This window comes from Pseudomonas sp. FW507-12TSA (genome assembly GCF_058781435.1).
Window position 1 is genome coordinate 299,854 of record NZ_JBYSWT010000001.1, and the last position, 23,988, is coordinate 323,841.

General features: G+C 64.1%; 26 protein-coding genes. 15 read left to right on the forward strand and 11 right to left on the reverse strand.

Annotated features, from left to right (window positions below):
• The first annotated feature begins 2 nt into the window (after positions 1-2).
• The 4 genes from AC3WK8_RS01415 (at position 3) to AC3WK8_RS01430 (ending at position 1,673) form a co-directional block, all read left to right on the forward strand.
• The gene (locus AC3WK8_RS01415) at positions 3-407 is read left to right on the forward strand and encodes an Imm1 family immunity protein (RefSeq protein WP_085593999.1); all 405 of its coding nucleotides are present in this window, start codon (positions 3-5) and stop codon (positions 405-407) included.
• A gap of 83 nt (positions 408-490) precedes the next feature.
• Positions 491-976, forward strand: coding sequence for a DUF4265 domain-containing protein (locus tag AC3WK8_RS01420; protein WP_085593997.1), 486 nt, complete (start codon positions 491-493; stop codon positions 974-976).
• Positions 977-999: 23 nt separating this feature from the next.
• Entirely contained in the window at positions 1,000-1,341 is a 342-nt protein-coding gene (locus tag AC3WK8_RS01425) for a hypothetical protein (RefSeq protein ID WP_103324401.1), read from the forward strand.
• Between the two features lie 11 nt (positions 1,342-1,352).
• Positions 1,353-1,673: an immunity protein Imm33 domain-containing protein gene (locus AC3WK8_RS01430; RefSeq protein WP_178087999.1), complete on the forward strand. Its 321-nt coding sequence runs from the start codon at positions 1,353-1,355 to the stop codon at positions 1,671-1,673.
• A 27-nt stretch (positions 1,674-1,700) separates the two neighbouring features.
• Here AC3WK8_RS01430 and AC3WK8_RS01435 read toward each other — a convergent pair whose 3' ends face one another.
• Positions 1,701-2,429 carry a response regulator transcription factor gene (locus tag AC3WK8_RS01435; RefSeq protein ID WP_053137814.1) on the reverse strand — a complete coding sequence of 243 codons (729 nt, stop codon included), beginning with the start codon at positions 2,427-2,429 and terminating at the stop codon, positions 1,701-1,703.
• Positions 2,430-2,649: 220 nt separating this feature from the next.
• Between AC3WK8_RS01435 and AC3WK8_RS01440 the strand changes: the two genes are divergently transcribed.
• The 4 genes from AC3WK8_RS01440 (at position 2,650) to AC3WK8_RS01455 (ending at position 7,456) form a co-directional block, all read left to right on the forward strand.
• Positions 2,650-2,937 carry a hypothetical protein gene (locus tag AC3WK8_RS01440; protein ID WP_103324403.1) on the forward strand — a complete coding sequence of 96 codons (288 nt, stop codon included), beginning with the start codon at positions 2,650-2,652 and terminating at the stop codon, positions 2,935-2,937.
• A gap of 298 nt (positions 2,938-3,235) precedes the next feature.
• The gene (gene aqpZ / locus AC3WK8_RS01445) at positions 3,236-3,925 is read left to right on the forward strand and encodes an aquaporin Z (protein ID WP_103324404.1); all 690 of its coding nucleotides are present in this window, start codon (positions 3,236-3,238) and stop codon (positions 3,923-3,925) included.
• 198 nt (positions 3,926-4,123) lie between these two features.
• Positions 4,124-5,119, forward strand: coding sequence for a FecR family protein (locus tag AC3WK8_RS01450; RefSeq protein ID WP_103324405.1), 996 nt, complete (start codon positions 4,124-4,126; stop codon positions 5,117-5,119).
• 18 nt (positions 5,120-5,137) lie between these two features.
• Entirely contained in the window at positions 5,138-7,456 is a 2,319-nt protein-coding gene (locus AC3WK8_RS01455; RefSeq protein WP_103324406.1) for a CHASE2 domain-containing protein, read from the forward strand.
• A 180-nt stretch (positions 7,457-7,636) separates the two neighbouring features.
• On the opposite strand, the gene AC3WK8_RS01460 is transcribed toward AC3WK8_RS01455, so the two are convergent.
• The 4 genes from AC3WK8_RS01460 to glyQ form a co-directional block, all read right to left on the reverse strand.
• Positions 7,637-8,407 (reverse strand): lysophospholipid acyltransferase family protein, encoded by a 771-nt coding sequence (locus AC3WK8_RS01460; protein WP_022641563.1) that lies wholly within the window; start codon positions 8,405-8,407, stop codon positions 7,637-7,639.
• An 80-nt stretch (positions 8,408-8,487) separates the two neighbouring features.
• Positions 8,488-9,021, reverse strand: a complete 534-nt coding sequence (gene gmhB / locus AC3WK8_RS01465; RefSeq protein ID WP_053137825.1) for a D-glycero-beta-D-manno-heptose 1,7-bisphosphate 7-phosphatase — start codon at positions 9,019-9,021, stop codon at positions 8,488-8,490.
• Between the two features lie 17 nt (positions 9,022-9,038).
• Positions 9,039-11,093, reverse strand: a complete 2,055-nt coding sequence (glyS, locus tag AC3WK8_RS01470; protein WP_022641564.1) for a glycine--tRNA ligase subunit beta — start codon at positions 11,091-11,093, stop codon at positions 9,039-9,041.
• Entirely contained in the window at positions 11,090-12,043 is a 954-nt protein-coding gene (glyQ, locus tag AC3WK8_RS01475) for a glycine--tRNA ligase subunit alpha (protein WP_022641565.1), read from the reverse strand. Before glyQ ends, glyS begins: the two co-directional genes overlap by 4 nt.
• An 81-nt stretch (positions 12,044-12,124) precedes the next feature.
• On the opposite strand from glyQ, the gene tag reads away from it, so the two are divergent.
• The 3 genes from tag (at position 12,125) to AC3WK8_RS01490 (ending at position 13,975) form a co-directional block, all read left to right on the forward strand.
• Positions 12,125-12,685, forward strand: a complete 561-nt coding sequence (tag, locus tag AC3WK8_RS01480; RefSeq protein ID WP_022642212.1) for a DNA-3-methyladenine glycosylase I — start codon at positions 12,125-12,127, stop codon at positions 12,683-12,685.
• 91 nt (positions 12,686-12,776) lie between these two features.
• On the forward strand, positions 12,777-13,664 hold the full coding sequence (locus AC3WK8_RS01485) for a lysophospholipid acyltransferase (RefSeq protein WP_103324407.1): 888 nt from the start codon (positions 12,777-12,779) through the stop codon (positions 13,662-13,664).
• 71 nt (positions 13,665-13,735) lie between these two features.
• Positions 13,736-13,975 carry a PilZ domain-containing protein gene (locus AC3WK8_RS01490; protein WP_022642214.1) on the forward strand — a complete coding sequence of 80 codons (240 nt, stop codon included), beginning with the start codon at positions 13,736-13,738 and terminating at the stop codon, positions 13,973-13,975.
• A 150-nt stretch (positions 13,976-14,125) separates the two neighbouring features.
• On the opposite strand, the gene AC3WK8_RS01495 is transcribed toward AC3WK8_RS01490, so the two are convergent.
• The 5 genes from AC3WK8_RS01495 to def form a co-directional block, all read right to left on the reverse strand.
• Positions 14,126-14,443 carry a tetratricopeptide repeat protein gene (locus AC3WK8_RS01495; RefSeq protein WP_022642215.1) on the reverse strand — a complete coding sequence of 106 codons (318 nt, stop codon included), beginning with the start codon at positions 14,441-14,443 and terminating at the stop codon, positions 14,126-14,128.
• Positions 14,444-14,476: 33 nt separating this feature from the next.
• Entirely contained in the window at positions 14,477-15,850 is a 1,374-nt protein-coding gene (gene trkA / locus AC3WK8_RS01500; protein WP_053137831.1) for a Trk system potassium transporter TrkA, read from the reverse strand.
• Positions 15,851-15,874: 24 nt separating this feature from the next.
• Entirely contained in the window at positions 15,875-17,185 is a 1,311-nt protein-coding gene (rsmB, locus tag AC3WK8_RS01505) for a 16S rRNA (cytosine(967)-C(5))-methyltransferase RsmB (RefSeq protein WP_103324408.1), read from the reverse strand.
• A complete protein-coding gene (fmt, locus tag AC3WK8_RS01510) occupies positions 17,182-18,126 on the reverse strand; it encodes a methionyl-tRNA formyltransferase (RefSeq protein WP_031320859.1) in 945 nt (314 codons plus the stop codon). Before fmt ends, rsmB begins: the two co-directional genes overlap by 4 nt.
• 70 nt (positions 18,127-18,196) lie before the next feature.
• Positions 18,197-18,703 (reverse strand): peptide deformylase, encoded by a 507-nt coding sequence (gene def, locus AC3WK8_RS01515; protein WP_022642219.1) that lies wholly within the window; start codon positions 18,701-18,703, stop codon positions 18,197-18,199.
• A 369-nt stretch (positions 18,704-19,072) separates the two neighbouring features.
• On the opposite strand from def, the gene dprA reads away from it, so the two are divergent.
• Positions 19,073-20,176 (forward strand): DNA-processing protein DprA, encoded by a 1,104-nt coding sequence (dprA, locus tag AC3WK8_RS01520; RefSeq protein ID WP_103324409.1) that lies wholly within the window; start codon positions 19,073-19,075, stop codon positions 20,174-20,176.
• 54 nt (positions 20,177-20,230) lie between these two features.
• Positions 20,231-20,788: an L-threonylcarbamoyladenylate synthase type 1 TsaC gene (gene tsaC, locus AC3WK8_RS01525; RefSeq protein ID WP_022642221.1), complete on the forward strand. Its 558-nt coding sequence runs from the start codon at positions 20,231-20,233 to the stop codon at positions 20,786-20,788.
• A gap of 64 nt (positions 20,789-20,852) precedes the next feature.
• Here the strand turns inward: tsaC and AC3WK8_RS01530 are convergent, their stop codons facing one another.
• Positions 20,853-21,830, reverse strand: a complete 978-nt coding sequence (locus AC3WK8_RS01530; RefSeq protein ID WP_085593979.1) for an NADPH:quinone reductase — start codon at positions 21,828-21,830, stop codon at positions 20,853-20,855.
• Between the two features lie 326 nt (positions 21,831-22,156).
• On the opposite strand from AC3WK8_RS01530, the gene hemF reads away from it, so the two are divergent.
• Positions 22,157-23,074 carry an oxygen-dependent coproporphyrinogen oxidase gene (hemF, locus tag AC3WK8_RS01535; RefSeq protein ID WP_022642223.1) on the forward strand — a complete coding sequence of 306 codons (918 nt, stop codon included), beginning with the start codon at positions 22,157-22,159 and terminating at the stop codon, positions 23,072-23,074.
• Between the two features lie 43 nt (positions 23,075-23,117).
• The gene (aroE, locus tag AC3WK8_RS01540; RefSeq protein ID WP_103324410.1) at positions 23,118-23,939 is read left to right on the forward strand and encodes a shikimate dehydrogenase; all 822 of its coding nucleotides are present in this window, start codon (positions 23,118-23,120) and stop codon (positions 23,937-23,939) included.
• Positions 23,940-23,988: the final 49 nt, after the last annotated feature.

Here is a 23,988-nt window from a genome sequence, read left to right on the forward strand (position 1 = left end):
GAATGCTCAAGAAAATCATTGAAGATGAACATGCCGGTAACCGTTGCCACACCCATGAATGGTTAAATCCCGACTCGGCGCAGGTGCTGTCCGCATTCAACCGCCTCGACGGAAAAGCTTTCAGCTCGACGGTTTTTTTCTTCAGCGACGAGACCCTGATGCATATCGGGGGCGGTGCGGCCGATCGGTATGTGGTCTTCATCGCCCAGGATGTCGACCAATCGTTGCAGACCCTGCTCAGCGCAGACAGCCCCGACGACCAGTGGGTCGACTTGGTCGCGGGCGGCCAATCCGGCAGTTACCCGCGGCATCAGTGTGTGACTAAAGAGCAGGCGAGACAGGCCCTGGTTTATTTTTCGGCTTGTGGCGCGACTGATCCCGGTCTGGCCTGGCAAGTGGAAGACTAATTGGATAATGGACGTCGACCTCGGCAGGACTGCCTCGGCCCTTGCCACCCTTTTTTAAAACAGTAATCGCTCGGAAATTTGTTATGGATGATCAAAGCCAGGAAATATCGATCAGGGTTGTCGCGGGGCAAAACGACCGCGGCCCGGTCTATGAACCGCTGCATGTACGGCGGATTGATGAGCACAGTTACGAGATTCTTTACTCACCGGGGCTCACGCTCAACCTGGCCAAGGGCGACATTATTTCGATCAAGGACCCACAGGCCCCGGCGGTGGTACTCAAGCGTGGCGGCAACTTCTGCATCCACATTTATTCGGATTACATTCCGGAACAACACATCAGTGCCCTGGAGGCAGATGTGGCGACCGAATTGGGCGGCATGCTCGACGGGCGCTACAAGGGCAATCTGACATTGTCGGTACCAGCTCGAAACGGCATGGATAGGATCGCCCTGTTCTTCAACCGCTTCCGCGATGTCACGGGCATCGAGTGGTACTACGCCAACATCTATAAGAACCTCGATGACAGCGATGACGAGACGTTGCTCAATTGGTGGCTGGATAGCTGATCGCGAACGGAGTGCAGGCGAGCATGAGCTACGAATATCGGTTGGTGTTTGATGAGCCGCTGGGCGCGCGGCAGGTCATGGATAAGCTGCGCGGCAGAGCGGACTGTGTGCAGGCGGCAGAGCAGGTAGTCGAGTTCAAGGATCCTGGCCTGGGCAGCAGCGCCGACTATGATCTGCGCCTGACCTTCGAGAACGACCAGGCGCTCTGGATGGAGCTGCTGTTCCGAACCGCGGCATTGCACGAGTGCCTGGACCGGGCAATGCAGGGGCACCGTTTCAGATGTTTCGAGGACGGTGACAGCCACGACGAGGTAACACTCGAACAGGTCTTTGCGCTGGGCAGGACCTCCCCTATTTCCCCTTGATGGTTGGGCCAATGAACGAAAGACAGCAGCTTATCTGTGAACGCTACGACCTCGCTCCCCAGGCGCCGGAGCCGATGATTGCACTGGCCACCGACTCCCTTGCGCACTCGCCCATCTATGGCACAAGGATCGAGTTGCCAAAGAACGGTACGGTCAGTTGGTTTATCCACTGCGGCGAACATTCCCCCGCTGTGGATTTCTACCAACCCTTGTGTACCGAACACCTGGTCGAGCTGTTGCCGGAGGTGATCGATTATCTGTATCTGCCGAGCGGGACGTGTTTCATCATCGACCGCGCTGGCTATGAAGATGTCTGGCAGGACCCGGAATGATATCGAGCCGCTTATGGCGGCCCGCCGTCAGTTGTCCTGCTCGCCAGGTGACGTGACGCTTTCCAGGCGGTAGCCATAACCGTAGATGGTCAACAACTGCCAACCCCGTTCCGCAGTCAGCCCCAGCTTGTTACGCAACCGGTAGATGTGGGTATCCAGGGGCCTGGAGGAAAGAATTTCCTCATGGGTCCAGAACCGCTCGTACAAGTATTCTCGAGACAGCGGCCGGCCCAGGTTGGCGAACAGGCAACGGGCCAGGCGGTACTCGCGTTCGGTGAGGCTGATGGGCACCCCGGCGCGGGTCACCGTCAGCTCGGCGTCGTCGAATGAAAGGTCGTTGAAGTTCAGCACTTCCTCGCTGTTGCTGCGCTGCAGGCCATGGCGGCGCAGCACCGCGTTGACCCGGGCCTTGAGCTCGTTGGGACGGAAGGGCTTGCTCAGGTAGTCGTCAGCGCCGGTGTTGAGGGCCTGGACGATATCGCTCTCGGCATCGCGGCTGGTGAGCATGATGGCGGCCGGTGGCGAGTCCATGTGCTCCCGGGTCCAGCGCAAGAGCGACAGGCCGCTGAGGTCCGGTACTTGCCAGTCGAGGATCATCAGGTCGAAGGTTTCCCGCCGTAACTGGCGCAGCAGGTCTTCGCCGCGCTCGAAACGGTGCAGGGTCCAGGGCTGTTCGCCCGGCCCGGGTATATCTCGCAGTGTCTGTTCCACCCGCGCCAGTTCTGCGGGTTCGTCATCCAGTATCGCGACACGCATGCGAGGCAGGTCCTTAGGGGGGTGAATGCGGTCCGAGGCAAGCCTCGGGCTGGGGAGAAGTTTAGGCGCCGGGGGCGAATCTGAACAATTGTGGCGAATTGCTCTAGGGGCGCTGCTCCCTCGGTACGCTGATATCAAATAGCCGGTAGCTGTTGGGAACATCCCCAGCGCCGAACTCCTTGAAGGACGATACCGGCTCGAACGAGCAAGGAAAAGGGCAATGGGCAACATGTCGGGGATGATGGATATGGGGTGGAAAAAAATCTCCAAAGGAGCGGATCTGGCGAAGTTCGTCACCCTGTCTCTTGCTGCGCTCTTGGGTTTCGAAGCTTTTTCTACAGCTGCCGTCGTTCCGCCACCCCCGCACTACGCCCTTCCGGTGCAGCGTTATTTCAGTCCCTCGGTGGATCAGGTCGGCTTCAGTGACTCACGGGGCTTCGCCCCCGCGACCATTGCGCCGTCGGTGCCATCGGTGGTGTACCAGGACCAGCAACGGTGGGTGTTCTAACCGTGGGGCCGAACATTCTGAAGAAATATTGCAAAGCGACACCAGGCTGCGTCCTACCGGTAAATTCGCACTCGCTGAGTGGCACACGGGGGCAATCGGAAGTGCTCCGACACAGGGAGTGTCATCCGCCGGTTTGGCGGCTGCGGACCGAAGCTCGCTTCGATTCACCGTACAGGGGAAAACAGGGAGTGCCTCCTCAGGACGTAATGCTCGACACAAGGATGTGTCTCCCTCCTCCGCTGGTTGTCGGCGATCTTGACACTCTCCCTCTCATTTCGAACATCTGTGAAGGCCTCTGATGAAAACACTCGGCGCGGAATTCTTTGGTACGTTCTGGTTGGTGCTGGGCGGCTGCGGCAGTGCCGTATTGGCTGCCGGCGTTCCACAATTGGGTATTGGCTACCTGGGCGTCGCCCTGGCCTTTGGCCTCAGCGTCTTGACCATGGCCTATGCCTTGGGGCCGATTTCCGGCGCGCACTTCAACCCTGCAGTGTCGCTGGGCCTGTGGTTGGGCGGCCGCTTCCCAGGTAACCGCCTGTTGCCGTACATCGTCGCCCAGGTGCTCGGTGGCCTGGCAGCCGGTGCGGTATTGTTCCTGATCGCTTCGGGCAAGGCTGGCTTCGACGCTTCGGCCGGTTTTGCCGCCAACGGCTATGGCGAACACTCGCCCGGCGGTTACTCGATGCTCGCGGCCCTGCTGTGTGAAGTGGTGCTGACGGCGATGTTCCTGCTGGTCATCCTGGGCGCCACCTCCAAGCGTGCCGCTCCCGGTTTCGCCCCGATCGCCATTGGCCTGACCCTGACGCTGATCCACCTGATCAGCATTCCGGTCACCAATACTTCGGTCAACCCGGCTCGCAGTACCGCAGTGGCATTTTTTGTCGGCGAGTGGGCTGTGTCCCAACTCTGGCTGTTCTGGGTCGCTCCGCTGCTGGGTGCGAGCCTGGGAGCCCTGGCCTATCGTCTGATCGCTACTGGTCGGGACTGACCCGTAGCGCCGGAGGGCCCCAGGCCCGACCGGTGACCCAAGGCTACGCACGCACAACCGCTCTTGAGCGGTTGTGCCGTTCCCACAGGGATGAATGGCTATAGACCGGTTTCGGTCGAGAGCTATGGCCAGCACGCCAACAATCTAGTTCTAATGTCACGGACTTCAGCAGAGCGCGACCACGGATCCGATGATTTCATGACGTACTTACCTATTCGCCACCGGGCCATGTTCGTCCCGCTCCTGTTCGGCGTGGTGCTGGCCTTGTCCGACTCGATGGCCAATGCCGCCGTTTCTCCAGCCAAGCGCCTGCCCTATATCGACGATAACCAGCAGTGCCGTGGCCAACCGTTGCCGGCGACGGTCGAGCACCTGACCGGCGAAGCCTGGAAGCTGGACGCCAAGGGCCGCGAGACCGCCCTGGAAGAAGGCATGGATATCGACGAGAAGGAAAGCGTGAAGACTTCGCCCTCGGCGTTCGTCAGCCTGTTCCTGGGCGATGGCTCGCGGGTGGTGTTGCCATCCAGCTCCCAGGTCACCCTGCGGTTGAACGAGCAGTACGGCATTCCCCAGCTGGTATTGGAGCAGGGCCAGATCGAGTCCTACGTGATCAAGCGCAACAGCGATCACGACCGTTTCCAGATCGTGACCCCGGTGGGAGTGCTGGGTGTACGCGGAACCCACTTCCGCGTGCGCAACGACGACCAGCAATCCCTGGTGGAGGTGCTCAATGGCCAGGTGGCGGTGAACCGGGACGAGGAAGCCATCACCCAGCCCTCCCCTCGTTCGCGCAAGCGGGTTGTGGATAAACCGGCCGGCCCGCAGCCGGGAGAAGTGCAGGTGATGGCGCGCCAGGGCATGCGGGTGCGCAAGGAGGGTGAGCTCAAGCCGGTGCAATTGCTGGCCGCGCCCCGGTTGCTGGGGCAGGCTGGGCAAACCGGCGCCCTGCCCGCCTGGCAGCTGATCCTCGAGCCATTGCCCGGTGCCCGGCGCTATCGGGCCCAGGTGGCTACCGACAAGGATTTCCTGAACATCAAGCAAGAACAGTTCTCCAGTACCCCGCAAGTCAACTTCACTGGGTTGCAGGCGTTTTTCTATCATGTACGCCTCTCGGCATTCGACGAGCATGGCCTGGAAGGAGAAACCGGGGTCTATGACATTTTCTATTACCCCAGGAGCAGCCGTGTCCAGTAACCCGCCAACGGGTTGCCGATGAGCCTGTGGAGCCGTCGTCGCGACGGTCGTGAACTGTCCCTGGCCCAGCAGCTGTTCCATCGCCTGGTGCGCGAGTGGCTGTGGGTCAGCCTGCTCTTGTTGCCGCTGACGGCGGCACTGTCCCTGAGCCATGGGCTGGCGCTGAACAACCTGTTCTATGATCAGTTGCGCCGCTTTACCCCGCTGGCGGTGGATTCGCGGATCCTCTTGGTGACCATCGACGACTACAGCCTCCAGCAGTTGGGGCGCTGGCCCTGGCCAAGGGCGATCCATGGCCAGTTGCTCGACCGACTGACGACGGCCGGAGCCAAGGGCGTGTTGTTCGACGTGATCCTCAGCGAACCTGGCAGCACCGTGGAAAACGACACTCGCCTGGCCGCGGCCCTGTGCCGTGCCGGCAACGTGTTCCTGCCGGTACTGCGCGAAGGCGTGGCCCGTTATGGCCAGGACCTGGGCGAGCTGCTGCCGGTGACGCCGTTGCGCAACTGCGCCCGTGGCCTGGGCCATATCAACGCCGAGGCCGACCCCGACGGTACGGTGCGCAGCGTCTACCTGCGCGAAGGACCGCAACAGGCGCCCCGGGCGCAACTGACCTGGCTGATGTACCAGCTCACCGAAGCCGACTCGCTGGTGCCACGGATGCCGGGCAGCGGCGAGCCGGAGCTGACCCGGGGCTGGTTGCGGGCCAACCCGGTGCGCATCCCTTTCATTGCCAAGGCCGCGGGGTTTCCCAGCGTGCCCTACGTCAGCGTGTTGCGCGGTGAAGTCCCGCCGGAGCTGCTGCGGGATCGGCTGATCCTGGTGGGGTCCACGGCCCCGGGCTTGGGAGATCGCTACGTGACCGCGCAATCCGGCAGCCAGGGCACCACCCCGGGCGTCGAGATCCAGGCCAACCTGCTCAATGGCCTGTTGCAGCACCGCACCGTGGTGGCGCTGGGGCAGTGGTCGGGAGTGCTGCTGTCGGTGATCCTGACCGCCGCCTTGCTCGGCCTGCTGCTCTGGCGCCCGCGTCATGCCCTGTGGATAACCCTGGGCTGCATGGGCCTGGCGTTGCTGGGCTCGGTATCGATGCTGCGCCTTGGCTACTGGTGGTCGCCGGTGGCCAGCTTGCTGGGCATGTTGCTGGCGTACCTGATCTGGAACTGGCGGCGCCTGCAGGTCATCTTGAGTTACTTCGGCTGGGAGCTGCAGCGCCTGGACAGCGAACCCAAGGTGTTGCCCGAACGCCGGCGCCCCCGGGAACCGGTGGGCGATGTGCTGCAAGGCCAGATCGTCGCCCTGGAACAGGCCCTGGGCCGGACCCGGGACACCCGGCGCTTTATCGCCGACGGCCTGGAATGCCTGCCGGTGGCGACCCTGATCAGTGATCCGGAGGGGCGGATCCTGCTGGCCAACCGCAATGCCCGCGAAGTGTTCGCGCATTCGCTGGTGGGGCATTCGTTGCTGGAGCAACTGGCGGCCCTGGGGTATCCGGGGCTGGCCGAGCCGGCGCAGTATCCCGGCCTGGGGCAGTTGCCCATCGTGGAGTTCCGCGATATCCAGCAACGCAGCCTGCGGGTGGAACTGGCGCCGTTGTTGCCGGTGGACAGCGAAACCCCCATTGGCTGGTTGCTGAGCCTGACCGACCTGAGCGTCGAACGCGATGCCGAACAGCAGCGCGGGGTGTTGCTGCGGTTCCTTTCCCATGACCTGCGTGCGCCCCACTCGGCGATCCTCGCCTTGCTGGATGTGCAGCAGCGCCAGCCGTCGCTGCCCAAGCAGGTCTATGGCCAGATCGAGCAGCAGGTGCGCCGGGCCCTGACCCTGACCGAGGCTTTCGTGCAGTTGGCCAAGGCCGAGTCGGAGGTCTATCAATTCGAGCCGAGCATGTTCGCCATGCTGGTGCTGGATGCCTTCGACCAGGCCAATACCCTGGCCCAGCTCAAGCATATCCAGCTACGCCATAGCCTGGACGAGCAGGCCGAAAGCCTGGTGCTGGCGGACCAGTCGTTGTTGACCCGGGCGTTGTTCAACCTGCTGGAGAACGCCATCAAGTACAGCCCGGAAGGTTCCACCGTGAGTGTCGGGGTCAGTTGCGCCGAAGGCTGGCTGCGTTGTGAAGTCCGCGATGAAGGCCAGGGTATCGCTGCCGCGGACTTGCCCCAGCTGTTCGGCCAGTACCAGCGCTTTGCCTCGGCCCGGGGTATCGACGGGCTGGGCCTGGGCTTGTCGATGGTCAAGGCGGTGATGGACCGCCACCAGGGGCGGGTCAGTTGCCAAAGCGTGGTGGGCCAAGGCTCCTGCTTCATCCTCGAGCTGCCTCTGCTGGAGGAATAGCACCGGAGGAAATAACGAGACGAAAAAACCGGCACAAAAGCCGGTTTTTTTCTTTAGGCGTAAAACTTATGCACCTTTTTCCATATTTTATGAGCTTCTGAAATATGCATATAAATCAGTGAGTTATATATTTGTTTCAAGCGTCCCAGGAAAATTCGTGCACAGGTTATCCACAGTTGTTCATACAGCAAGCTTATCCGTGGCAGAGTCCAATGGTGGCAATGAGCCCATTTCCCGCTGGGCCTGCTCGTTCCAGGCTGCCACCCGGTCGTTGAGATCGGCGATGGCCCGTGGGCCGCTGCCTTCGGCGTACATGGGCGCGCCAATGGTGACGGTGATGGTTCCAGGGCGCTTGCTCCAGCCAGTCTTGGGCCAGAACTTGCCGGCATTGTGGGCCACCGGCAGGACTGGCAAGTCGGCGTTCACCGCCAGGGCGCTGCCACTGCGGGAGAACTTGCCGACCTGGCCATAGGGCACGCGGGTGCCTTCGGGGAAGATCAGTACCCAGACATTGTCCTTGAGCAGTTCATCGCCCTTGCTCGCCACTTGCTTGAGGGCGGCCTTGGGGTTGTCCCGGTCGATGGCGATGGGGCGCAGCATGGCCATGGCCCAACCGAAGAACGGCACGTACAGCAGTTCACGCTTGAGTACTTGGCTCAAGGGTTGGAAGTAGGCCGAGAGGAAGAAGGTCTCCCAGGTGCTCTGGTGGTTCGAGACGATCACGCAGGGGCGTTCCGGAACATTGTCCGCGCCCTTCACTTCCACGCGGATGTCGAGCAATACCTTGGTCAGCCACAGGGCACAGCGACACCAGTAGACATTGATAAAGCGATAGCGCGCCTTGAAAGGCAGGAAAGGCGCGATGAAAAAGCTCAGGGAGCACCACAGCAAGGCGCTGGTGCTCAACAGCAGGTAAAAGAAGAAGGTTCTGATGGCCTGCAGGATCGACATAGCGGCATTTACCATTGCGGGCGTGCCCGCTTTAAAAAGCGCTCTCCCGAACGGTCCTTGGTCAGGATGCCAGAAGGGGCCTAATTGTGGATAAGTTCAGCGGCAACGGCCGCCAAGTCGTCAAAAATCAAGGTGCCTACCGGCAGGGTTTTCCCCAGGGTCTTTTCGCCTTTTCCGGTCTTTACCAATACGGGCTGACAGTCGACGGCTCTTGCCGCCTCCAGGTCACTGAGACTGTCACCTACGAACCATAGATGGCCGAGATCGGCCTGGTAGTGTTCGGCGATGGTCCGCAGCATTCCCGGCTTGGGCTTGCGGCAGTCGCAGCCTTCATCCGGACCATGGGGACAATGGACGATCAGCCCGACTTCGCCGCCCTGCTCCGCCACCAGCTCGCGCAGGCGCGCGTGCATGGCGTCGAGGGTGGCCAGGTCGTAGTAGCCGCGGGCAATGCCGGACTGGTTGGTGGCCACCGCCACCGTCCAGCCGGCCTTGCTCAACTGCGCAATGGCTTCGATCGATCCGGGGATCGGTATCCACTCCTGCACCGATTTGATATAGGCATCGGAGTCGTGATTGATCACGCCGTCGCGATCGAGTATCAGCAGTTTCACAGCAGTTCCCTATCCGCTCAGCTCAGTACCGAAATGTCGGCCACGCCCAGGAACAGGCCACGCAGGCGCGCCAGCAGCGCATAGCGGTTGGCCCGTACGTTGGCGTCCTCGGCATTGACCATCACCGCCTCGAAGAAGGCGTCCACCGGCTCGCGCAGGGCGGCCAGGCGGGCCAGGGTCTCGCTGTACTGGCGGGCTGCGGCCATTGGCTGGACAGCCTGGTCCGCCTGCTGGATCGCCGAGTACAGGGAGAACTCGTTGGCATTGTCGAAGTATTTGGCTTCGATGGTGGTCGGCACGTTGCCTTCGATCTTGCTCAGCAGGTTCGACACGCGCTTGTTCACCGCTGCCAGCGCCGCGGCTTCCGGCAGCTTGCGGAAGGCCTGCACGGCCTGTACGCGCTGGTCGAAGTCCAGGGCCGAACCCGGTTTCAGGGCCCGTACCGACAGGTAGGTGGCCACGTCCACGCCTTCGTCCTCGTAGCGTGCGCGCAGGCGGTCGAAGATGAACTCCAGCACCTGCTCGGCCAGGCCGGCGGCCTTGACCTTGCTGCCGAAGGCGCTGACGGCAGAGGCCACCGCTTCGTTCAGGTCCAGGTCGAGTTTCTTCTCGATCAGGATCCGCAGCACGCCCAGGGCCGCACGGCGCAGGGCGTAAGGGTCCTTGCTACCGGTAGGCAGCATGCCGATGCCGAAGATGCCCACCAGGGTATCGAGCTTGTCGGCGATGGCCACGGCGGCACCGGTCAGGGTGCTGGGCAGCTCGGCACCGGCGCCACGAGGCATGTATTGCTCGTTGAGGGCCAGGGCCACGTCTTGCGGCTCGCCGTCATTGAGGGCGTAGTAGTAGCCGGCGATGCCTTGCATCTCGGGGAACTCGCCGACCATCTCGGTGGCCAGGTCGCACTTGGAGAGGATGCCGGCACGGGCTGCGCGCTGGGCGTCGCCACCGATGCGCGGGGCAATGAAGGCGGCCAGCTTGGAAACGCGCTCGGCCTTGTCGTAGACGCTGCCCAGCTTCTCCTGGAAAACCACGTTCTGCAGGCGCTGGTTGAAGTCCTCGAGCTTCTGCTTCTTGTCTTGCTTGAAGAAGAACTCGGCGTCGGTCAGGCGTGGGCGCACGACTTTCTCGTTGCCCTCGATGATCTGGCGCGGGTCCTTGCTCTCGATGTTGGCCACGGTGATGAAGCGCGGCAGCAGCTTGCCATCCACGTCCAGCAGGCAGAAGTACTTCTGGTTGTCCTGCATGGTGGTGATCAGGGCTTCCTGGGGGACTTCCAGGAACCGCTCCTCGAACGAGCACACCAGCGGCACTGGCCATTCCACCAGGGCGGTGACCTCGTCCAGCAGGTCGGCCGGGACGATGGCGGTGCCTTCTTGCATGCGCGCCAGCTCTTCGGTGCGCTTGCTGATCAGCTCGCGGCGCTCGTTGGCATCGGCCAGCACGTAGGCAGCACGCAGGTCGGCCAGGTAGTTGGCCGGCGCGGTGATGCGCACGTTTTCCGGGTGGTGGAAACGATGGCCACGGGAGTCGCGGCCGGCCTTCTGGGCCAGGATGGTGCAGTCGATGACTTCATCGCCCAGGAGCATGACCAGCCACTGGGTCGGACGCACGAACTCTTCCTTGCGCGCGGCCCAGCGCATGCGCTTGGGAATCGGCAGGTCGTTGAGCGAATCCTCGACGATGGTCGGCAGCAGGCTGGCGGTAGGCTTGCCCTTGATGCTCTGGCTGTAGCGCAGTTTCGGACCGCTCTGGTCGATCTCGCTCAGGTCCACGCCGCACTTCTTGGCGAAGCCCAGGGCGGCCTGGGTCGGGTTGCCCTCGGCATCGAAGGCCGCCTGGCGTGGCGGGCCGTCGAGGTTGATGCTGCGGTCCGGCTGCTGGGTGGCCAGCTGGGTGATCAGTACCGCCAGGCGCCGTGGCGCGGCGTAGACGTGCTTGGCTTCAAAGCTCAGGCCAGCGCTCTGCAGGCCTTTTTCGATGCCGGCCAGAAAGGCTTCGGCCAGGGTCGCCAGGGCCTTGGGTGGCAGTTCTTCAGTGCCCAGTTCAACCAGAAAATCTTGCGCACTCATTGTGCCGCCTCCAACTTAGCCAACACTTCATCACGCAGGTCCGGGGTCGCCATCGGGAAGCCCAGCTTGGCCCGGGCCAGCAGGTAGGCTTGCGCGACGGAACGCGCCAGGGTGCGCACACGCAGGATGTACTGCTGGCGCGCGGTCACCGAGATGGCCCGGCGTGCATCCAGCAGGTTGAAGGTGTGCGAGGCCTTGAGGACCATTTCATAGCTCGGCAACGGCAGCGGCTGGTCCAGCTCGATCAGGCGCTTGGCTTCGCTTTCATAGAAATCGAACAGTTCGAACAGCTTGTCGACGTTGGCGTGCTCGAAGTTGTAGGTCGATTGCTCCACCTCGTTCTGGTGGAACACATCGCCATAGGTGACCTTGCCGAACGGGCCGTCGGCCCAGACCAGGTCGTAGACCGAGTCCACGCCCTGCAGGTACATGGCCAGGCGTTCCAGGCCATAGGTGATTTCGCCGGTCACCGGGTAGCACTCGATGCCGCCGGCCTGCTGGAAGTAGGTGAACTGGGTCACTTCCATGCCGTTGAGCCAGACTTCCCAGCCCAGGCCCCAGGCACCCAGGGTCGGCGATTCCCAGTTGTCCTCGACGAAACGGATGTCGTGTACCAGTGGGTCCAGGCCCACGTGCTTGAGCGAGCCCAGGTACAGCTCCTGGAAGTTTTCCGGGTTGGGCTTGAGGACCACCTGGAACTGGTAGTAGTGCTGCAGGCGGTTGGGGTTCTCGCCGTAGCGGCCGTCAGTGGGGCGGCGGCTTGGCTGCACGTAGGCGGCGTTCCAGGTTTCCGGGCCGATGGCCCGCAGGAATGTGGCGGTGTGGAAAGTGCCGGCGCCTACTTCCATATCGTAGGGCTGAAGTACCACACAACCTTGCTCGGCCCAGTACTGCTGGAGGGCGAGGATCAAGTCTTGGAAGGTACGCACGGCTGGCGTAGGCTGGCTCACGAAATTCACCTGTTACTTGGGCTGCGATTTAAGGAGCGGGAGTATACCCGATTCGGTCCTGCGCACGCCCCCTGGAGCCTTATGCCACGCTGCTTTTGGTGTACCGAAGATCCGTTGTACATGGCTTATCACGATCAGGAATGGGGCGTACCGCTGCGCGATGGGCAGCGCTTGTTCGAGTTGTTATTGCTCGAAGGGTTCCAGGCCGGGTTGTCATGGATCACCGTGCTGAAGAAGCGCGAGCGCTATCGGCAGGTGCTGTTCGGCTTCGATGTGCAGCGGGTGGCACAGATGAGCGATGCCGAGATCGACGAGCTGATGCTCGATCCGGGCATCATCCGCAACCGCCTCAAGCTCGAGGCCGCGCGGCGCAATGCCCAGGCCTGGCTGGAGCTGGACGATCCGGTGGCGTTCCTCTGGTCCTTCGTCGGCGGTGTGCCGAAGATCAACCATTTCGCCGATCGCAGCGAGGTCCCGGCGGTGACGCCCGAGGCCGAGGCCATGAGCCGTGGCCTGCGCAAGGCTGGTTTCACCTTCGTCGGCCCGACCATCTGCTACGCCCTGATGCAGGCTTCGGGCATGGTCATGGACCACACCCGCGACTGCGATCGCTACTCCAGCCTGGGCTCGCCGGCGCCATGAGCGCCACGGCAGGCGCTTTCGCACAGGCGCCGATGGCCGGTTAGAATAGCCGGCTGCGACTAGGCCATGACCAAGAGATCAGGAGTCATCTGTGGATAAGTTCAAAGGCGCCCTGCTGGTGGGAGCCCTGCGGTTGTTTGCCCTGCTGCCCTGGCGCGCGGTGCAGGCGGTCGGCGCGGCCATCGGCTGGATCATGTGGAAGACGCCCAACCGCTCCCGCGACGTGGTGCGGATCAACCTCGCCAAGTGTTTTCCCCAGATGGACCCCGCCGAGCGCGAGCGTCTGGTCGGCCAGAGCCTGAAGGACATCGGCAAGTCCCTGACCGAAAGCGCCTGTGCCTGGATCTGGCCGGCCGAACGCTCCATTGCCCTGGTGCGCGAAGTCCAGGGCCTGGAAGTGCTCCAGCAGGCCCTGGCCTCGGGCAAGGGCGTGGTGGGCATCACCAGCCACCTGGGCAACTGGGAAGTGCTCAACCACTTCTATTGCAGCCAGTGCAAACCGATCATTTTCTATCGTCCGCCCAAGCTCAAGGCGGTGGACGAACTGCTGCGCAAGCAGCGGGTGCAACTGGGCAACCGCGTGGCAGCCTCCACCAAGGAAGGCATCCTCAGCGTCATCAAGGAAGTGCGCAAGGGCGGCTCGGTGGGCATTCCCGCCGACCCGGAACCAGCCGAATCCGCCGGGATCTTCGTGCCCTTCTTCGCCACCCAGGCCCTGACCAGCAAGTTCGTGCCCAACATGCTGGCCGGCGGCAAGGCCATTGGCGTATTCCTGCATGCCCTGCGCCTGCCCGACGGCTCGGGCTACAAGGTGATCCTCGAGGCGGCCCCGGAAGACATGTACAGCACCGACACCGAAGTCTCCTGCGCGGCCATGAGCAAGGTGGTCGAGCGTTACGTGGCGGCCTACCCGAGCCAATACATGTGGAGCATGAAGCGTTTCAAGAAGCGCCCTCCTGGCGAGGCGCGCTGGTACTGACAGAGCTGGCACGATCTGTGGATAACCTCGCTCGAGGATTATCCACAGGACACTGGACAAGGGCGCAGAAGATGTCCGATCACCGCAAGTCGTTCCGTATCAAGATTTCCCACGAGAGCATCGGCGAATGCCTGGGGCAGACCCGCAACCTCTCGGCCAGCGGCGTCTATGTGCAAAGCCCGCAGCTGGCGCGGCTGCCCAAGGGCGCCGTGGTCTATGGCCAGGTGCAGGGCTTGCCGGTGGCCGCGCCGCGGGTGCGCATGGAAGTGGTGCAGGTGGACGCCGAGGGCATCGCCCTGCGTTATCTCTAAGCCGGTCCAGTGGCCGCTGCCGATCCCGCGAGGCGGCGAAAAGGACCGCAGGGCCTCGCTTGACGGTCTCTTGTCGAGCCTCGCTGGTCTTCAGAGCCTCGCGAGCGTTGCGCTCGTTCGCAGCCTGCGGCAGCGGTTACAGGGTGATGGTCAGCCTTGGGACTGGCGGTCGAGTTTTTTCAGGAACACGGTCATTTCCTTTTCCGCCTGCTTGTCGCCCTGGCTCCGGGCCGCCTCCAGGCCCTGCTCCCAGGCCTGGCGCGCCGCTTGTAGCTCGCCCTGCCCTTGCAAGGCCTTGCCCAACAGCTTCCAGGCCGCGGAATACTTCGGGTCCAGGGTCACGCACTGTTGCAGGTGGGTGGCGGCCCGGGCGTGTTCGCCCTGGTCCAGGTAACCCTTGCCCAGGCCGAAGCGCAGCAGTGGGTTATCCACACCCTTGGCGAGCATTTTTTCCAGCGATTCCAGCATTGTCGTCACTCCTTTGGACAAGACAGCTTTCGATCAGAAGAAGCTCAGGCCCACGTGGAACAGCTTCTCCACATCGCGGATATGTTTTTTATCCACAAGGAACAGGATCACGTGGTCCCCGGCCTCGATCACCGTATCGTCGTGGGCGATCAGCACCTCTTCATCACGGATGACCGCGCCGATGGTGGTCCCCGGCGGCAGGCCGAGGTCGCCGATGGCCCGTCCGATCACCTTGCTCGACTTGGCGTCGCCATGGGCGACGGCCTCGATGGCTTCCGCCGCACCCCGGCGCAGGGAATGCACGCTGACGATATCGCCACGGCGCACGTGGGCCAGCAGGGTGCCGATGGTGGCCAGTTGTGGGCTGATGGCGATGTCGATATCGCCACCCTGGATCAGGTCGACGTAGGCCGGGTTGTTGATGATGGTCATGACCTTCTTCGCCCCCAGGCGCTTGGCCAGCAGCGAGGACATGATGTTGGCCTCGTCGTCGTTGGTCAGGGCCAGGAAGATGTCGGCGTCGGCGATGTTCTCTTCCAGCAGCAGGTCGCGGTCCGAGGCGCTGCCTTGCAGGACCACGGTGCTGTCCAGGGTGTCGGAGAGATAGCGGCAGCGGGCCGGGTTCATCTCGATGATCTTGACCTGGTAGCGGCTTTCGATGGCCTCGGCCAGGCGCTCGCCGATCTGCCCGCCACCGGCGATGACTATGCGCTTGTAGGACTCCTCGAGCCGGCGCATCTCGCTCATCACCGCGCGGATGTGGGCCTTGGCGGCGATGAAGAACACTTCGTCGTCGGCCTCGATCACCGTGTCGCCGGTGGGCATGATCGGCCGGTCGCGGCGGAAGATCGCCGCCACCCGGGTGTCGACGTTGGGCATGTGCTCGCGCAGCTGGCGCAGTTGCTGGCCGACCAGCGGGCCGCCGTAATAGGCCTTCACCGCCACCAGCTGGGCCTTGCCCTCGTAGAAGTCGATCACCTGCAGCGAACCGGGGTGCTCGATCAGGCGCTTGATGTAGTTGGTCACCACCTGTTCCGGGCTGATCAGCACGTCCACCGGAATGGCATCGTTGTCGAACAGGCCGGCACGGGTCAGGTAGGCGGCCTCGCGCACCCGGGCGATCTTGGTCGGGGTGTGGAACAGGGTGTGGGCGACCTGGCAGGCCACCATGTTGGTTTCGTCGCTGTTGGTCACCGCCACCAGCATGTCGGCATCGTCCGCCCCGGCCTGGCGCAGCACCGTGGGGAAGGAGCCACGGCCCTGCACGGTACGGATGTCCAGGCGATCGCCGAGATCGCGCAGGCGCTCGCCATCGGTGTCCACCACGGTGATGTCGTTGGCTTCGCTGGCCAGGTGTTCGGCCAGCGTGCCGCCTACTTGGCCGGCGCCGAGGATGATGATCTTCATCCACTACTCCCTAGATTCTTGTGCTTACCCGCGCGATGCGGCGATCTTGATCAGCTTGGCATAGTAGAAGCCGTCGTGGCCGCCCTCCTGGGCCAGCAACTGGCGGCCGTGGGGCTGGCGCAGGCCGGCTTCAGTGGCCAGGTCCAGCTCCCGGGCGCCCGGGGTACGGGCGAGGAAGGCACCGATCACCTCGGTGTTCTCGGTGGGCAGGGTCGAGCAGGTGGCGTAGAGCAGGATGCCGCCCACCTCGAGGGTTTGCCACAGGGTATCCAGCAGCTCGCCTTGCAGTTGCGCCAGGGCCGCGATGTCGTCGGGCTGGCGGGTCAGCTTGATGTCCGGATGCCGGCGGATCACCCCGGTAGCCGAACAGGGCGCGTCCAGCAGGATGCGCTGGAACGGCTGGCCGTCCCACCAGGCCTGGGTGTCGCGGCCGTCGGCGGCGATCAATTGCGCGTCCAGCCCCAGGCGCTCGAGGTTTTCCCGCACGCGGACCAGGCGCTTGGCTTCCAGGTCCACGGCCACCACGCCGGCCAGGGCCGGCTCGGCTTCGAGGATGTGGCAGGTCTTGCCGCCAGGGGCGCAGCAGGCGTCCAGCACCCGCTGCCCGGGGGCCAGGTCCAGCAGGTCGGCGGCCAGTTGCGCGGCTTCGTCCTGCACGCTCACCCAGCCTTCGGCGAAGCCTGGCAGGCCGCGCACGTCGCAGGCTTCGGCCAGCACGATGCCGTCTGGGCTGTACTGGCAGGCGCTGGCGCCAACGCCCGCTTCGGCCAGCAGCGCCAGGTAGGCATCGCGGCTGTGGTGGCGGCGGTTGACCCGCAGGATCATCGGCGGATGGGCGTTGTTGGCGGCGCAGATGGCTTCCCACTGCTCGGGCCAGAAGGCCTTGAGCGATTTCTGCAGCCACCGCGGGTGGGCAGTACGTACCACCGGGTCGCGCTCCATGCCGGCGAGCAGTTCCTCACCCTCACGCTGGGCGCGGCGCAGCACGGCATTGAGCAGGCCCTTGGCCCAGGGTTTCTTGAGCTTGTCGGCACAACCGACGGTCTCGCCGATGGCGGCGTGGGCCGGGATTCGGCTGTAGAACAGCTGGTACAGGCCCACCAGCAGCAGCGCCTGGACATCGGCGTCGGCCGCCTTGAAGGGCTTCTGCAGCAATTGCGCGGCCAGCAGCTCGAGGCGCGGTTGCCAGCGGGCGGTGCCGAAGGCCAGGTCCTGGGTCAGGCCGCGATCACGCTCCTCGACCTTGTCCAACTGCGCGGGCAGTGAGCTGTTGAGCGAGGCCTTGCCGCTGAGTACGGCGGCCAGGGCACGGGCGGCGGCCAGGCGTGGATTCATTGGCCGAGTACCTTGCCGCTGGCGAACTTCTCGCGGCGACTGTTGAACAGGTCGCTGAAGGCCAGGGCCTTGCCACCGGGCAATTGCAGGCGAGTCAGGCTCAGGGCGCCGGCACCGCAAGCGACGACCAGGCCGTCCTTGCTGGCGGATAGGACTTCGCCCGGGGTGCCCTGGCCTGTGGATATGTTGGCGGCCAGTACCTTCACGCTTTCGCCATCAAGGGTGCTATGGCACACCGGCCATGGGTTGAAGGCGCGGACCAGGCGTTCCAGTTCCACGGCGGGACGGCTCCAGTCGATGCGTGCTTCATCCTTGTTCAGCTTGTGGGCGTAGGTGGCCAGGCTATCGTCCTGCACTTCGCCTTGCAGGGTGCCGGCAGCCAGGCCGGCGATGGCTTGCACTACGGCGCCCGGGCCCATGGCGGCCAGGCGGTCGTGCAGGGTGCCGCCGGTGTCTTCGGCGTTGATCGGGGTGACTACCTTGAGCAGCATCGGCCCGGTGTCCAGGCCCGCTTCCATGCGCATCACGGTCACGCCGCTCTCGGCGTCGCCGGCCTGCACGGCGCGCTGGATCGGTGCCGCACCACGCCAGCGTGGCAGCAGCGAGGCATGGCTGTTGATGCAGCCCAGGCGTGGGATATCCAGCACCGCCTGGGGCAGGATCAGGCCGTAGGCCACCACCACCATCAGGTCCGGCTTGAGTGCGGCCAGTTCGGCCTGGGCCTCGGCGTTGCGCAGGGTCTGCGGCTGATAGACCGGGATCGCATGCTCCACGGCCAGGGCCTTGACCGCGCTGGGCATCAGCTTCTGCCCACGGCCGGCCGGGCGATCGGGCTGGGTATAGACGGCCACGATCTCGTAGGGGCTGGCGAGCAGGGCCTTGAGGTGTTCGGCGGCGAATTCGGGGGTGCCGGCAAAGACGATGCGCAATGGCTCAGTCATGGGGAATCTCGCTTGCTGAAGATGCGAAAAAGAAAAAGGCTTGCCATGGCAAGCCTTTGCAAGACGGCCATCAAGCCTGCTGGCGATGCTGCTTTTCCAGCTTCTTCTTGATCCGGTCGCGCTTGAGCGTGGACAGGTAGTCGACGAACAACTTGCCGTTCAGGTGGTCGCACTCGTGCTGGATGCACACCGCCAGCAGGCCTTCGGCGATCAACTCGTAGGGCTTGCCGTCGCGGTCCAGGGCCTTGACCTTGACCCGCTGCGGGCGGTCGACGTTTTCGTAGAAGCCGGGTACCGACAGGCAACCTTCCTGGTACTGGTCCATCTCGTCGGTCAGGGGTTCGAACTCGGGGTTGATGAAGACCCGGGGCTCGCTGCGGTCTTCGGACAGGTCCATGACCACGACGCGCTTGTGCACGTTGACCTGGGTCGCCGCCAGGCCGATGCCCGGGGCCTCATACATTGTTTCAAACATGTCGTCGACCAACTGACGCACTTCGTCGTCCACTACGGCCACGGGTTTGGCGATAGTGCGCAGGCGCGAATCGGGGAATTCGAGGATGTTTAAAATGGCCATAGGCGTAATTGCTACACGTGTGAAATGAGGGCGGATCCGGCGTCCTGGCAGGTCCTGGACCTGGGCCGCCGATGTAAAACGTGCTCTGCAAGGGAGCGAGCCGTGCAGGCTCTGGCGTTTCACGCGAACGCACATGATAAAGGGATTCAGCCCCTGAGGAAATCACTGTTCGCCTTGCTGTCCCTGGGCTGCAGGCGGATCGTCGGCGCTTTTCCCCCTCCATGCGCATCCGTGCCGGCCTGGCCTGGCCAAGAGTGCCAGGGCAAGTGCCAGGGGCCTTGAGGGAAGGCGTTCCTCAACAAGTTACCAACAGACTTATCCACAGGTTGTTCCGGTATTCGCCGGAGCCATGACGATCAAGGATGATCCATGTCGCACCCGACCATTGGCGCCATTTCCCCAGCGGAACTGGAGGCTCGTCTACGTTTGCATGGACTGCCTGGTCTTGGCCCCATGCGTTTCAAGCGCCTGCTCCAGGCTTTCGGTGGTGCGGCCAAGGCCCTCAGCGCCCCGGCCGCTGCCTGGCAGTCCCTGGGGCTGCCGGCGGCCTGTGCCGAGGCCCGGCGCAGCGCTACAGTGCGCGAGGGCGCTCGGCGCGCGTTGGCCTGGATAGACGGCCAGGCCAGGCACTTGCTGATGTGGGACCAGCCCGGCTACCCGGCGTTGCTGGCCCAGTTGGAGGATGCCCCGCCCCTGCTGTTCGTGGCCGGCGATCCGACGATCCTCGAGTCGCCGCAGTTGGCGCTGGTGGGCAGCCGGCGTGCCTCGCGGCCCGGCCTGGATACTGCGGCGGCGTTTTCCAGGAGCTTGGCCGAGGCCGGTTTCGTCATCACCAGCGGCCTGGCCCTGGGCATCGACGGGGCCGCGCACCGGGCTGCGCTGGAGGTCGGCGGGCGCACCGTGGCGGTGCTCGGCACCGGCCTGGAAAATTGTTATCCACAGCGTCACCGGGAGCTGGCCCGGGCGATGGTCGAGCAAGGCAGTGCGCTGGTGTCCGAGTTCGCCCTGGATACCGGGCCGCGCCCGGAGCATTTTCCCCGGCGCAACCGGATCATCAGCGGCCTGTCCCTGGGGGTGCTGGTGGTGGAGGCCAGTGTCGCCAGCGGCTCGCTGATCACTGCCCGGCTGGCGGCGGAGCAGGGGCGCGAGGTGTATGCCATTCCCGGTTCGATCCATTACCCCGGAGCCCGCGGTTGTCACCAACTGATCCGCGATGGCGCGGTACTGGTGGAAAGCGTCCAGCACATCCTCGAGACGTTACAGGGCTGGCAACGCTTGCCGCCGTCAGTCGAGCCGGTCGCCATCGATTCCCATCCGCTGCTGGTCCTGCTGCAAGCCGCTCCCCAGGGCAGCGAGGCCCTGGCGCTGGCCAGTGGCTGGCCCCTGCCCCGGGTGCTGGCGAGCCTGACCGAGCTGGAGGTCGATGGTCGCGCGGTCAATGAAAACGGGCGCTGGTTTGCGCGCCTGAGCTAGGTTTTATAAGCAGGATCGGTAAACTGCGCACAGCTTTTATCTGGAGAGTCGGCAATGGTCAGCAGTTGGCGTGTGCAACAAGCCGCACGAGAGATTCGCGCAGGGGCGGTGATTGCCTATCCAACCGAAGCGGTCTGGGGCCTGGGGTGCGATCCGTGGAACGAAGAGGCGGTGGATCGCCTGTTGGCGATCAAGTCGCGGTCGGTGGACAAGGGCTTGATCCTGATCGCCGACAATATCCACCAGTTCGACTTCCTGTTCGAGGATTTCCCCGACACTTGGATCGAACGCATGGCCAGCACCTGGCCGGGTCCCAATACCTGGCTGGTGCCCCATCAGAACCTGTTGCCCGAATGGGTCACCGGGCTCCACGACACCGTGGCCCTGCGGGTCAGCGACCATCCGTTGGTGCGTGAGCTCTGTGCCCTGGTGGGGCCATTGATCTCTACCTCGGCCAACCCCCAGGGGCGCCCAGCGGCGCGGACCCGGTTGCGGGTCGAACAGTACTTCCGGGGGCAGCTGGACCTGGTCTTGAGCGGCAGCCTGGGTGGACGCAAGAACCCCAGCCTGATCCGCGACCTGGCCACCGGCAAGGTGATCCGGCCTTCCTGAGCCGCGCTGGCGAGGGCTGCGGCGCCGATTGGAGCGCGCCACCCTCGCCCACTGTTTCCCCTGACTAGGGCAGCAGTACCGTGGAGCCGGTGGTGCGCCGCGCCGAAAGCTCGACGTGGGCCTTGGCCGCGTCCGCCAGGGCGAAACGCTGGTTGATCTCGACCTTGATGTGGCCGCTGGTGATCATGCCGAACAGGTCGTCGGCCATGCGTTGCAGGTTCTCGGCGCTGTTGGCGTAGCTGCCCAGGGTCGGCCGGGTCACGTACAGCGAACCCTTGGCCGCCAGGATTCCCAGATTCACCCCTTCCACCGCCCCCGAGGCGTTGCCGAAGCTGACCATCAGGCCGCGTGGCGCCAGGCAGTCCAGGGAAGTCAGCCAGGTGTCCTTGCCGACGCCGTCGTAGACCACCGGGCATTTGCGTCCGCCGGTCAGCTCCAGCACCCGCTGGGCCACGTTCTCATGGCTGTAGTCGATGGTTTCCCAGGCGCCGAGGCCCTTGGCGAGGGCGGCTTTTTCCGGCGAGCTGACGGTACCGATCAGCTTCACCCCCAGGGCCTTGGCCCACTGGCAGGCCAGGGCGCCGACGCCACCTGCCGCCGCGTGGAACAGCACGGTCTCGCCGCCCTTGAGTTCGTAGGTCTGGCGCAGCAGGTACTGCACGGTCAGGCCCTTGAGCATCACCGCCGCCGCTTGTTCGAAACTGATGCCCTCAGGCAGCAGCACCAGGTTGGTTTCGGGCAGTACATGCACATCGCTGTAGGCGCCCAGCGGGCCGCTGCCGTAGCCCACCCGGTCGCCGACCTTGAAGCGGGTCACCGCGCTGCCCACCGCCTCGACCACCCCCGCGCCTTCGAAACCCATGCCCGAGGGCAAGGCCGGTGGCGCATACAAGCCACTGCGGTAGTAGTTGTCGATGAAGTTCAGGCCGATGGCCCGGTTGCTGACCCGCACTTCCTGCGGGCCCGGCTCGGCCGGCTGGTAATCCACATACTCAAGTACTTCGGGGCCGCCATGGGCGCGGAACTGGATACGTTTAGCCATCTTTCCTCTCTCCTCGATCGCATGTTGAACAGGGCGTTGAAAAACTGCCTGCGTTGCCATCGCTGCGTTGAAAACAGGCTGGTGCGCCAGCCCGGTCAAAATGCTCATTTACACTTGTAAACTGCGTTTTTTCGTCTTTTTTCGCCTTGCGCTGGTTGCCCGCCTACATTTTTGAACGGCCTGTTAAAAGTGCCCTATCGGACTCCTCTGCTTGACCTTCGTCAACTGCGGCAGGCCCCGGCGCGGTGTTATGCTACGCGCCCATTTGCGCCGGCCTGCGCGTCATCCCTAGCGCCGCGTAGCTTTGCCCGACCCAAGGTGATGCCATGACTACCCGCACCGAGGCCGTGAAGGCCTACCTGCTCGACCTGCAAGACCGTATCTGTGCCGCACTGGAAACCGAAGACGGCGGCGCCCGTTTCATCGAGGACGCCTGGACCCGCCCTGCCGGCGGTGGCGGTCGTACCCGGGTGATCGGCGATGGCGCGGTGATCGAGAAAGGCGGGGTCAACTTTTCCCATGTGTTCGGCAGCGGCCTGCCGCCATCGGCCAGTGCCCACCGGCCGGAACTGGCCGGTCGCGGTTTCGAGGCCCTGGGCGTGTCCCTGGTGATCCATCCGCATAACCCCCATGTACCGACTTCCCACGCCAACGTGCGGTTCTTCATCGCCGAGAAAGAAGGCGAGGAACCGGTCTGGTGGTTCGGCGGCGGCTTCGACCTGACCCCCTACTACGCCAACGAGGAAGACTGCGTGCACTGGCACCGGGTCGCCGAACGCGCCTGCGCGCCCTTCGGGCCCGATGTCTATCCACGCTACAAGGCCTGGTGCGACAGCTACTTCCACATCAAGCACCGCAACGAGCCGCGGGGCATCGGCGGCCTGTTCTTCGACGATCTGAACGAATGGGACTTCGACACCAGCTTCGCTTTCATGCGCGCCATCGGCGATGCCTACATCGAGGCCTACCTGCCCATCATCCAGCGCCGCAAGGCCACCCCCTACACCGAGCAGCAGCGCGAATTCCAGGAGTTCCGCCGGGGCCGCTACGTGGAATTCAACCTGGTCTACGACCGCGGCACCCTGTTCGGCCTGCAATCGGGCGGCCGCACCGAGTCGATCCTCATGTCGCTGCCGCCGCAGGTGCGCTGGGGTTATGACTGGAAGGCCGAGCCGGGCAGCGAGGAAGCGCGCCTGACCGAGTACTTCCTCAAGGATCGCGACTGGCTGGCCGGCGCCAACTGAGCGGACCGGGCGGATGAATCGGCATTGCACAAAGGGGGAAGAGATGGACCAGTACGTTGTCTTCGGTAATCCGATCGGCCACAGCAAGTCGCCGTTGATCCACCGGCTGTTCGCCGAACAGACCGGCCAGCAGCTGGAATACGCCACCCTGCTGGCGCCCCTGGACGATTTCGCCGGCACCGCCCGGCGCTTCTTCGCCCACGGGCGCGGGGCCAACGTCACCGTGCCGTTCAAGGAAGAAGCCTACCGCCTGTGCGACAGCCTCACCCGTCGAGCGCAGCGCGCCGGCGCAGTGAACACCCTGTGCAAGCAGGCCGATGGCAGCTTGCTGGGAGACAACACCGACGGTGCCGGGCTGGTGCGCGACCTCAGGGTCAACGCCGGGGTCGGCCTCAAGGGCAAGCGCATCCTGCTGCTGGGCGCCGGTGGCGCGGTGCGTGGTGCCCTGGAGCCGTTGCTGGCCGAGCAACCGGCCTCGGTGGTGATCGCCAACCGCACCGTGGAGAAGGCCGAGCAACTGGCCGCGGCCTTCGCCGACCTGGGGCCGGTATCGGCCAGCGGTTACGACTGGCTGGAAGAGTCGGTGGACCTGATCATCAACGCCACTTCCGCCAGTCTGTCGGGTGAGTTGCCGGCGATCTCCGGCAGCCTGGTCGAGCCGGGCAGGACGGTGTGCTACGACATGATGTACGGCAAGGAGCCGACCACCTTCTGCCGTTGGGCCAGCGCACAGAGCGCGGTCCAGGTGCTCGATGGCCTGGGCATGCTCGCCGAGCAGGCGGCAGAAGCCTTCTTCCTGTGGCGTGGCGTGCGCCCGGACAGCGCCCCGGTACTGGCCGAGCTGCGGCGCCAGCTGGCGCTCTGACCGATCGCCTCATCGTTCAGAGCGATAGCCGGCTGGCGATGGGCGCGTC